Here is a 9,566-nt window from a genome sequence, read left to right on the forward strand (position 1 = left end):
CGCGGCCCGGCCGCTCCAGATGTTGTTGACCATGGGCCGATCCTGCGGTCGAGTGCGGGCCCTGCCTGATCGGGGCGGCGTGCCACCGCTGCTCTCGCGGAGCACAAGGACCGAGGCATCCAAGATTCCCAGGGCGGTCCAGACTGCCTCCTGCTTCACCCCACCGCCACGACGGCTGGGCGATGGCGGCCTTCCACCTCCGTTCGGACGGGCGGGCCGCCTCACTCCGAGGCGGAGGTGCGCAGTCGGCGCTCGGCGGGCGGGATCAGCAGCACCTCCAGCGCGCGGGCGCAGGCCCGCGCGTGTGTGACGAACCAGTCGATCCGCGCGTCGCTCATGACCAGCGGCGTGGAGCGCACGGCCAGCGCGTAACGCACGTGGCCCTGCCGGTCGAGCACCGGCACCGCGACCGTGCGGACTCCGTCGCCCGACTCCCCGTCGTTGAGCGCGTACCCGGCCTCGCGTACGCGGTCCAGTTCGGCGCGTAGTTCGCCGTGGTTCACGATCGTGCGGCCGGTCAGCGCCCGCAGGGGCCCGAGCGACTCCAGGTCCGCCCTGCCCTCCGGGTCCCAGGCCAGCAGGACCTTGCCCAGCGCCGTGGAGTGCAGCGGGCGGCGCAGGCCGATGCCGCTGTCGGGGTTGAGCGAGCCGCCGCTCAGGATGACCGCGTGCCTGTCGTTGCGGACGGCCAGGTCCACGGTGGCGGAGGTGATCCGGGCCAGCTCGGCCAGTTCGGGCGCGATGCGGTGCAGGCCGCGCCGGTGGAAGGAGAGCTGCCCCAGCTCGGTGATCGACGGCCCGAGGCGGTAGCGGCCCGTGCGCGTCTCTTGTTCCAGGAAGCCGGCGACGGCCAGCGTCCTGGCCAGGCGGTGCGTGGTCGAGGTGGACAGCCCCGTCCTGCGCGAGAGGTCGGACAGGCTGAGTGAGGCGTCCCCGCCGCCGAAGCAGTCGAGCAGGCCGATCGCCCTGTGTACGGACTGGACGCCGCCTTCTGCTGCCATACGGGAAACTCCGTCATTCGGGTAGGGAGAGCTGGGGCCAGCTCAGAGCCGGTTCTGCCGAGAGCGCTTCCCGCATCGCGGGACATTCTTTGCATTTCCTACCAATTTACTAGCAAACTTGCGCGCATGACCACAGCCGCGCTCGACACCGTCTGGTTCACCCGCTGTCCCGTACCCACCGCGACGGGCATCGCGGCCGACCTGGGCTGGCTGGCCGGAGAGTTCGCCGCCGACGGGATCGAGGTCCGGTCCCTGCAGGACGGCGGCCCCGGCGTCCGCCGCGAGACGCACTACACCCACGCCCTGACCGGTCTGTTCCGCGAAGGCGGCAACGTTCCCGCGCTCTGGGCGCGCTCGCGCGGCGAGGCCACCCGCCTGATCGGGCTGACCTGGATCGAGGAGCGGCAGGCCATCCTGGTCCGCGCCGGCACCGCCCTGGAGCACCCCGCGCAGCTCAAGGGCCTGCGCCTGGCCGTGCCCCGGCACCGCGTCGTCATCGACTTCTGGCGGGCCATGGCCCTGCGCGGCTTCCACGGGGCGCTGGGGCTGGCCGGGCTCGGCCTCGGGGACGCCGAGCCGGTGGAGGTCGAGGCCGCGCCGGGCGGCGGCCAATGGGAGACGGAGCTGGCCGCGCTGGCCGCCGGCAAGGTGGACGCGGTCTACGTCAAGGGCGCGCTCGCCGTCGAGGCCGCCCTGCGCCATGGCGCGGAGGTCGGCATCGACCTGGACGCCGTGCCGGATCGGCGGGCGCGGGTGAACAACGGCACCCCACGGCCGATCACCGTGCACCAGCGCCTGCTCGACGAGCACCCCGACGTGGTCATCCGCTTCCTCGGCGTCCTGCTGCGGGCGTCCGACTGGGCCGCCGGCCATCCGGCGGAGGTCGCCAGGATCCTCGGCGCAGAGACCGGCGCGGGCGCGGCCGCCGTGGCCGCCGCCTACGTCCCCGGCGCCTCACTCCACCTGGACCTGTCACCCGAACGCCTCGACCTGCTGGCCGAGCAGGAGCACTTCCTGCGCGGCCACCGATTCCTCGAATCGCCCGTGGACATCGCGGCCTGGGCCGATCACACCCCGCTCCAAGGAGTCACCCATGCGTAAGCTGCTGCTCGCCGTCCCTCTCGTCCTCCTGGTCGCGGCCTGCGGTGGCGGCACCAGCGCCACCACCGCCCAGGAGCAAGTGGTCGTCCGGATCTCGGACCCGGGCAACAGCGGCTTCCTCGCCGTCGCCAAGAAGGACGGCAGCCTGGACGCCGCCCTGGCCAAGGTCAACGCCAAGGTCAAGTGGGTGGGCGACTTCTCCGTCTTCGCCCCCGCCGCCCAGGCCATCAACGCCGGCTCGCTCGACGTCGCGACCGGCTCGATCACCGCCGGCGTCACCGCGCTGGCCGTCAAGCCCAGCTTCAAGATCTTCGCCACGGTGCCGCCCGACCTCCCAGGCGAGGGGATCGTGGTCAAGAACGACTCGCCGATCAAGTCGGTGGCCGACCTGGCCGGGCGCAGCGTGGCGGTCGGGCACGGGGGCACCAGTGAGTACCTGCTGCTCAAGGCTCTGCAGACGTTCAAGGTACCGGTGGACGCGGTCAAGCGCGTCTACCTGAACCCGCCGCAGACCGCGCCGGTCTTCGGCTCGGGCAAGGTGGATGCCTGGTCGACGTTCTCCACCTACCTCATCCCCGCCGTCACCGACCTGGACGCCCGGATCCTGGCCGACGGCGAGGCCATCAAGTCGGACAACTACGTGATCTACGTGGCCGCCAACAAGCTGCTCGACGAGCATCCCGAGGTGGTCAAGACGCTGTTCGAGTTCATCAAGGAGGGCAGCGCGAAGGAGATCGCCGACCCGGAGGCGTACCTGAACGTCTTCACCCAGGCGGGCCCGCAGGCCGTGCAGGGCGCGCAGAAGGACCTGGTGGTCGACCTCCAGAAACAGGGCAAGCCCGCCCAAGCGGTCACCGCCCATGAGATCGCGAAATATCAGGACGTCGCGAAGTTCTTCCTCGACCAGAAGGTGCTCACCGCGCCGCTGGACGTCGCTCCGCACGTCGTGGACGTGACGACCCTCGGGAACGCGAAGCCATGAGCGTGGCGACGCAGGGGCTCGTCGCCCCGGACCCACCCCGTGCCGCCGGGCGCGCGCCCGCACTGACGTTCGCGCTGCGGGCCATCGGCCCCGTCCTGCTGCTGGCGGCCTGGTACGCGGCCACCGCCTCCGGTGTCCTCACCGAGGACGTCCTCGCCGGTCCCCAAGACGTCGTCACGACCTTCGGCGAGCTGTGGGCCGACGGCCAGCTCCCCGAGGCGCTGCGCGTCTCCATCACCCGGGCCGGCCTCGGCCTGGTGCTGGGCGCCTCCACCGGCCTGCTGCTCGGCGTCGTCTCCGGTTTCACCCGGCTCGGCGAGGAACTCGTGGACTCCTCGATGCAGGCGCTGCGCGCCATCCCCTTCCTGGCGCTGACCTCGTTGTTCGTCGTCTGGTTCGGGATCGAGGAGGCGTCCAAGATCCTGCTGATCGGCGTGGCCTGCACCTTCCCCATGTACGTCAACGTCTCCAGCGGCGTGCGCAACGTGGACCGCAAGGTCGTCGAGGCGGCGCGCTCGTTCGGCCTCGGCAGGCTCGCCATCGCGCGCGAGGTCGTGCTGCCGGGGGCACTGCCGTCGGTCTTCGCCGGGCTGCGCCTGGCCACCACGCTCAGCGTGATCGCGCTCATCGCGGCCGAGGAGATCAACGTGACGGCCGGGCTCGGCTACCTGATGGCCCGCGCCACCGACTACCTGCGTACCGACATCCTGGCGCTGTGCGTACTGCTGTACGCGGTGATCGGGCTGCTGGCCGACCTGACGCTGCGGCTGGTCGAACGGGTGACGATGCCCTGGCGCAGGGCGGTGAGCATCCGATGAGGCCGGAGCCGGCGGGCCTCGCCGTACGGACGAGAGGGCTGCGCAAGGTCTTCGGCGAGCGCGCCGTGCTCGACGGGGTGGACCTGGACGTGCGCCGTGGCGAGTTCCTCGCGCTGCTCGGCGCGAGCGGCACGGGCAAGACCACGCTGCTGCGCATCCTCGCCGGCCTGGACGCCGCCACCGGCGGAACCGTGCTCGTGCCGCCGGTGCGCACGGTCGTCTTCCAGGAGCCGCGGCTCGTCCCCTCCAAACGCGCGCTCGCGAACGTGATCATCGGGCAGGGCCGCTCCGCCCGTGCCAAGGGGCTCGCGGCCCTGGCGGAGGTGGGACTGAGCGGGCACGCCGACGCCTGGCCCGCGACGCTGTCCGGTGGTGAGGCCCAGCGGGTGGCCCTGGCCAGGGCCCTGGTACGCGAGCCTGAGCTGCTCCTGCTGGACGAGCCGTTCGCCGCGCTCGACGCGCTCACCCGGCTGCACATGCAGGACCTGATCGCCGAGTTGTGCGCCCGGCACCGCCCGGCCGTGGTGCTGGTCACGCACGACGTGGAGGAGGCGATCCTGCTCGCCGACCGGATCGCGGTGCTGCGCGAGGGCAGGTTCGTCACGGACCTGCAGGTCGGTCTCGACCGGCCGCGCGACAGGACGGACGCCGGCTTCGTCGAGCTGCGCCGCCGGCTCCTCGCCGACCTCGGCGTCGACACCCACGCGGGCTCGGCTCGCGAGGAGGTGCCGCGGTGACCCCGCGCTGCCCGCGACGGCGCGGCGGCGCCGGCTCCTCGAAGAGACGGGGCAGGCAGCTCGCCCGTTTCCGCCGAACTCCTAGGAAAGATCTGACATGACCGTCCTGTTCATCTCCGGCAGTCCTTCGGCCGGCTCCCGTACCGGTCGGCTGGTCGGCCATCTGGCCGGGCGGCTGGACCGGCCGACCACGGTCCTGCGCCTGCGGGACCTGCCCGCCGAACCCCTGCTGCACGGCGACGTCACGCATCCGGAGCTGGCGCGGGCCGCGCGCCTGGTGCGGGCGGCCGAGGTGATCGTCGTGGCCACGCCCATCTACCAGGCCGCCTACTCCGGCCTGCTGAAGTCGTTCCTGGACGTGCTGCCGCAGGGCGCCTTCGCGGGCAAGTCGGTGGTGCCCATCGCCACCGGCGGCACCGTGGCGCACCTGCTGGCCGTGGACTACGCGCTGCGGCCGGTGCTGAGCGTGCTCGGCGCGCGGCACGTCACGCGTGGCCTGTTCGTCCTGGACACCCAGATCGAGCCGCTGGCCGAGGACCTGCGTCCGCGCATCGACGCCCTGCTCGCCGAGGTGCCCCTGGCGGAGGTGGCATGATGCCCCACCCCGAGACGCCCTCGCGCGACGGCGGCCCCGCGGCCGCCCGATTCCACGCCGTCCTCCCCACCAGGAGCACCGCCGCGCCGGAACTGCCCGCGTTCGTCGCCGACGTGCGGCCCGCCCTGACCGATCCCGCCGGACGAACCGCCGTGGCCGCGGACCTGGCGGGGCTCGCGGGGGCGCTGGTGCCGTTCGACCCCGGCGGGCAGGAGTCCCTGACCGTCGCCGCGAACGCCCTGCGCCGTACCCGGCACCTGCGCGTGGTCGCCGGGTTCCACGCCGCGGCCGCCACCCCCGTCTACGTGGCCAAGCTCTCGGCCTCGCTGCAGCGCTTCGCCGCCGGCCGGCTGGGCTGGCGGCTCGAGGTGGACCTCGACGCGGACGTGGCCAGGGCGCAGGGCGACTTCCTGACCGGCCCCGACCGCTACGCCCGCGCCGACGAGTTCCTGACCGTCGCCAAGGGCGTCTGGCACGGTGGCCCGTTCGACTTCCGCGGTGACTTCTACGAGGTCGCCGCGGGCGGCTTCGGCCCGCCGCTGTCGGCGCCGCCCTTCCCCGAGGTGCAGCTCACCGGCGCCTCTCCCGAGGCCCTCGCCCTGTCGCGGCGGCACGCGGACGTCCACGTCTTCGCCGAGGACGACGACCTGGACGCCCTCGTCCCCGAGCTGCCCGGCCTGCGCTACGGCGTCCACCTGGCCTCGCTCGACCGCGTGGAGGAGTACGCGGGGCGCGGCGTCACCGAGTTCTTCCTCCAGACCGAGGACGTCTACCACCTCGGCGAACACGTGAAGGAGCGCACCCTTGCCGGTTGACATCTACTGGCGCATCCACATGGAGGGCGACCAGCCGTCGCTGCGCCGCCGGATCCGCAGCCGGGGCGGATTCGCTCCCCACGGCACCGCCCCCGGCGTCCGGGACGGCCGGGACGACGGCTACACGCACGCCGACTACATGGCCGAGGTCGCGCGGGCGGCCGAGGAGTCCGGCTTCGTCGGCGGGCTGCTGCCGAACTTCCCGCACACCGACGACCCGTGGGCCGCCGCCGCGACGCTGGCCCGCGAGACCACGTCGTACCGCTTCATGGTGGCCTTCCAGCCCGGGTTCCTGCACCCGGTGCAGGCGGCCCGGATGACGGCCACACTGCAACGGGCGACCGGCGGCCGGATCGTCTACAACGTCATCTCCGGCGGCGGCGGTCCCGCGCAGCTCTGGTGGGGCGACAAGGTGGACCACGACGACCGCTACGCGCGCACTTCGGAGTTCCTGGACGTGCTCAAGGGCGTCTGGCACGGCGGGCACACCCATCATGGCCGCTTCTACCAGGTGGAGAACGCGGGGCTGCCGGAGGAACTGGCCGGGCAGCCGTTCCCGGAGATCTTCTTCTCCGGCTCCTCCCCCGCCGCCATCGACGCCGCCGGCCGTCACGCCGACTACTACCTGTCCTGGCTGGAGCCGTTCGGCGCGCTGGCGGAGAAGTTCGACGCCGTACGCGCGCACAGCGCCACGCCGCCCCGGTTCGCCGTGCGCGTGGACGTGCTGGCCAGGGAGACCGAGGAGGAGGCGTGGGAGGAGATCCGGCAGGGCTGGCAGGCCAGGCCGCGCGACGACTCGGGCGGCGGTTCGGGCGGCGACTCCGTCGGCGTGCGGCGCAGCCGCTCCTTCCTCGCCGGGTCCGGTGACGACCCCCGCACCCTGGAGGTCGCCCCCAACGTGTGGGGCGGGTTCAGCCAGTTGCGCGACGGCCCCGCCTTCGGCCTGGTCGGCGACTACCACCAGGTCGCCGAACGCCTCGACCAACTCCTGGACCTCGGCGTGGACGCCTTCATCCTGGCCGGGATCCCCCATCTCGAAGAGGCCCGCCGCGTGGGCCGCCATGTACTGCCGCTACTGAAAGGACGCACCTCATGACCACCCGAGTCGGCTACTTCCCGCAGAACAACACCCTGTGGGTGGCCCGCCACCGCGACCTGCTGCCCGGCGTCGAGTGGGTGGACCTGAACGCGCTGGGCCGGGGCACACCGGTCGATCCCACCAGGGCGCTCCCGTCCGCCCACAGCGACCACCTGTTCGACGGCGGGTACGACTTCATCGGCACCGGCTCCACTCCCCCGGTCACCGCCCAGGCCAAGGGGCACGACATCGTGTACGTGGCGATCTCGGAGCCGCGGGTCGAGAACGGCCGCCTGGTGGTGCGGGACGACTCGCCGATCGGCACCGTGGCGGAGCTGAAGGGCAAGCGGGTGGCTCTCGGGCACGGCTCGTGGCAGACGACGCTCCTGCTGCTGGCCCTCGATCGCGCCGGGCTCGGGTGGGGCGACATCGTCCCCGTGGACGCCTACGGCAACGCCGCCGAACTGCTGGTGAACGGTGACGTGGACGCCTGGGTGGGCTCCTACCCGTACCTGACGCCGGTCGAGTCGCGTACGCGGACGCTCGTGGAGACCGACGGCCTGTTCAGCCACCGCTCGCTCTGGTTCACCCGCCGCGACTTCGCGCTGGAGCACCCCGGCGAACTGGCCAGAATCGTCACCGCGCTCCAGGCGGCCGACCGCTGGACCGCGGAGCACCCGCGCGAGGCGGCCGCCCTGTTCGACGGCGACCTCGACGCCTGGGAGCACGCGCTGCGCACCCGCCCCTGGGGGCTGCACCCGGTCAGCGAGGAGTTCGTCGCCGAGCAGCAGCACGCCGCCGACCTCTTCCACGCCAACGGGCTGATCGAGAAGGTCTCGATCGCGGACGCCGTACTTCCCGAGATCGGCGAACTGGTGCTGCGGACCCGCTGAACCACCCGGAGCGAGCGGCCGCCACCCCCTGGCCCTGTGCCTGGCCGCGGCACGCCTCAACGCCCGTCCCTCGTGGCCCGTCTCCGCGCCGGCCGGTCGCCTGGCCACGGCCCACGGTCTCATAGGGATTGCGCGCTGGTCGCCGACAACCGGCCGGTCGGCGACTACGCGATCATGGCTGAGGTCGTCAGCAGCCCTTGGTGATGCGGACCAGGCGGCCACCGGCCCCGAAGTCCCACCGCTTCTTGCCCTTGGTGCCGCCGTTGGTCCTCATGCACTCGGTGTAGTTGGACCCGATCGCGTCGCGGAAGTGCAGCTTGGCGCTCTGCCGGACGGTGCAGTGGTTGTTGAAGTAGACGGTCGCGCTGGAGATGCCTTCGCCCCACGAGTAGTTGACGTACTTGCGGGCCGAGTTGGAGCAGCGGTGGCTGTCTCGGTTCACGGCCTCCGCGGAGGTCCCAGCGGACGTGGCGGCCTGAGCCGAGGTCGCGGGCAGCGCCACGGACATGCCCAAGAGGGACGCGACAAGGATTGTTTTCATCATGGGTGGGTACTTTGCTCACCTGTGCTGAGGCGGCGCTGAAATTTCGCTGAATTCACTTCGGCCCGATGTTCGGTCCGGCACCCATTCGCTCCCGGAACAGTAACCTCCGGGCTCAGCAAGCATTACCGGGCACCGTCAAGCACGACAACCGCGATGGAGCAGTGGCAGTACGAGCTCACCTCCGGCATGAGGCCGACGTGGGCGACACCATTCGCATCGCCGACGCCGCTCCAGCGGCACGGTCAGGCGGAGGAGGGCGGCCGCGATTCCACGACGTGATCTGGTCATGGGCAGGAGCGCAGGAAGCGCCCCAGGGCAGCCGTCACCGCCGAAAGACCCGTTCGCGCTCCAAGTTTCGGCAGGGAATTTTCTAGCCGGGAGTACGAGCGTCAGGGGTCAGGCGAGCGGTGATGGCGGTCAGAGCCGTGAGTTGCCCGGGTGTGAGCAGGTCGGCGAAGCGGCGCCGTACCGAGTCCAGATGGACGGGCGCGGCCTCCGCGTGGGCGCGGTGGCCCTCCTTGGTGAGGACGACGTCCTCGCCCCTGCCGTCAAGCTCGCAGCTCTCCCTGGCGATGAGGGCCCGGCCTTCCATGCGGCCGAGCTGGCGTGACAGGCGGCTGTGCGCCCATCCGAGGTGATCGGCGAGGCCGCGGACCCGGATGCAGTGCTCACCGTCGGACAGGCCGGCCACCGCGGCCAGGACGTCGTAGTCCGGCATCGACAGTCCGCAGGCCCGCTCCAGGTCGCGGGCCACGTCGGCGTCCAGGGACAGTCGCAGGCGGCGGTAGGCGGCCCAGGCGTTCAGGGCCCGCTCATCCGACATTGATGTCATGTATGCACTGTAGATGATTTTTCGTGACATGTAACAGATCTTGGGTTAGTGTTCGTTACACGTAACCGAAATTCTGAAGGGGCGCGGTCATGGAACCGACGATTGACGTCAACGGGGTCACCCTGGGTGTGCGGACGGCGGGGCGGCCCGCGGATCCCACCCTCCTGCTG

11 protein-coding genes are annotated in these 9,566 nt (G+C 71.8%); 8 read left to right on the forward strand and 3 right to left on the reverse strand.

What is annotated here, in order from left to right:
* Positions 1–221: 221 nt before the first annotated feature.
* Positions 222–1,001, reverse strand: a complete 780-nt coding sequence (locus tag ACZ6S0_RS34460; RefSeq protein WP_465923494.1) for an IclR family transcriptional regulator — start codon at positions 999–1,001, stop codon at positions 222–224.
* A 126-nt stretch (positions 1,002–1,127) separates the two neighbouring features.
* Between ACZ6S0_RS34460 and ACZ6S0_RS34465 the strand changes: the two genes are divergently transcribed.
* From ACZ6S0_RS34465 to ACZ6S0_RS34500, 8 genes are all read left to right on the forward strand, one after another.
* On the forward strand, positions 1,128–2,102 hold the full coding sequence (locus tag ACZ6S0_RS34465) for an ABC transporter substrate-binding protein (RefSeq protein ID WP_465923495.1): 975 nt from the start codon (positions 1,128–1,130) through the stop codon (positions 2,100–2,102).
* Entirely contained in the window at positions 2,095–3,084 is a 990-nt protein-coding gene (locus ACZ6S0_RS34470) for an ABC transporter substrate-binding protein (RefSeq protein WP_465923496.1), read from the forward strand. The genes ACZ6S0_RS34465 and ACZ6S0_RS34470 overlap by 8 nt, the downstream gene beginning before the upstream one ends.
* A complete protein-coding gene (locus ACZ6S0_RS34475; RefSeq protein WP_465923497.1) occupies positions 3,081–3,902 on the forward strand; it encodes an ABC transporter permease in 822 nt (273 codons plus the stop codon). The genes ACZ6S0_RS34470 and ACZ6S0_RS34475 overlap by 4 nt, the downstream gene beginning before the upstream one ends.
* On the forward strand, positions 3,899–4,639 hold the full coding sequence (locus ACZ6S0_RS34480) for an ABC transporter ATP-binding protein (protein WP_465923498.1): 741 nt from the start codon (positions 3,899–3,901) through the stop codon (positions 4,637–4,639). Before ACZ6S0_RS34475 ends, ACZ6S0_RS34480 begins: the two co-directional genes overlap by 4 nt.
* A gap of 97 nt (positions 4,640–4,736) precedes the next feature.
* Positions 4,737–5,234 carry an NADPH-dependent FMN reductase gene (gene ssuE, locus ACZ6S0_RS34485; RefSeq protein WP_465923499.1) on the forward strand — a complete coding sequence of 166 codons (498 nt, stop codon included), beginning with the start codon at positions 4,737–4,739 and terminating at the stop codon, positions 5,232–5,234.
* The gene (locus tag ACZ6S0_RS34490) at positions 5,231–6,049 is read left to right on the forward strand and encodes an LLM class flavin-dependent oxidoreductase (protein ID WP_465923500.1); all 819 of its coding nucleotides are present in this window, start codon (positions 5,231–5,233) and stop codon (positions 6,047–6,049) included. Before ssuE ends, ACZ6S0_RS34490 begins: the two co-directional genes overlap by 4 nt.
* Entirely contained in the window at positions 6,039–7,145 is a 1,107-nt protein-coding gene (locus ACZ6S0_RS34495) for an LLM class flavin-dependent oxidoreductase (protein ID WP_465923501.1), read from the forward strand. Before ACZ6S0_RS34490 ends, ACZ6S0_RS34495 begins: the two co-directional genes overlap by 11 nt.
* On the forward strand, positions 7,142–8,020 hold the full coding sequence (locus ACZ6S0_RS34500; RefSeq protein ID WP_465923502.1) for an ABC transporter substrate-binding protein: 879 nt from the start codon (positions 7,142–7,144) through the stop codon (positions 8,018–8,020). The genes ACZ6S0_RS34495 and ACZ6S0_RS34500 overlap by 4 nt, the downstream gene beginning before the upstream one ends.
* 187 nt (positions 8,021–8,207) lie before the next feature.
* Here the strand turns inward: ACZ6S0_RS34500 and ACZ6S0_RS34505 are convergent, their stop codons facing one another.
* On the reverse strand, positions 8,208–8,564 hold the full coding sequence (locus ACZ6S0_RS34505; protein WP_465923503.1) for a hypothetical protein: 357 nt from the start codon (positions 8,562–8,564) through the stop codon (positions 8,208–8,210).
* 370 nt (positions 8,565–8,934) lie between these two features.
* Complete coding sequence (locus tag ACZ6S0_RS34510; RefSeq protein ID WP_465923504.1) at positions 8,935–9,396, reverse strand: MarR family winged helix-turn-helix transcriptional regulator; 462 nt, start codon at positions 9,394–9,396, stop codon at positions 8,935–8,937.
* Positions 9,397–9,566: the final 170 nt, after the last annotated feature.

The organism is Nonomuraea sp. NPDC051298, from assembly GCF_055586305.1.

Coding starts and splice junctions, on each gene's coding strand:
- ACZ6S0_RS34475 (WP_465923497.1), top strand. CDS start 3,081: ATGAGCGTGGCGACGCAGGGGCTCGTCGCCCCGGACCCACCCCGTGCC.
- ssuE (WP_465923499.1), top strand. CDS start 4,737: ATGACCGTCCTGTTCATCTCCGGCAGTCCTTCGGCCGGCTCCCGTACC.
- ACZ6S0_RS34460 (WP_465923494.1), bottom strand. CDS start 1,001: ATGGCAGCAGAAGGCGGCGTCCAGTCCGTACACAGGGCGATCGGCCTG.
- ACZ6S0_RS34490 (WP_465923500.1), top strand. CDS start 5,231: ATGATGCCCCACCCCGAGACGCCCTCGCGCGACGGCGGCCCCGCGGCC.
- ACZ6S0_RS34500 (WP_465923502.1), top strand. CDS start 7,142: ATGACCACCCGAGTCGGCTACTTCCCGCAGAACAACACCCTGTGGGTG.
- ACZ6S0_RS34465 (WP_465923495.1), top strand. CDS start 1,128: ATGACCACAGCCGCGCTCGACACCGTCTGGTTCACCCGCTGTCCCGTA.
- ACZ6S0_RS34510 (WP_465923504.1), bottom strand. CDS start 9,396: ATGACATCAATGTCGGATGAGCGGGCCCTGAACGCCTGGGCCGCCTAC.
- ACZ6S0_RS34505 (WP_465923503.1), bottom strand. CDS start 8,564: ATGATGAAAACAATCCTTGTCGCGTCCCTCTTGGGCATGTCCGTGGCG.
- ACZ6S0_RS34480 (WP_465923498.1), top strand. CDS start 3,899: ATGAGGCCGGAGCCGGCGGGCCTCGCCGTACGGACGAGAGGGCTGCGC.
- ACZ6S0_RS34470 (WP_465923496.1), top strand. CDS start 2,095: ATGCGTAAGCTGCTGCTCGCCGTCCCTCTCGTCCTCCTGGTCGCGGCC.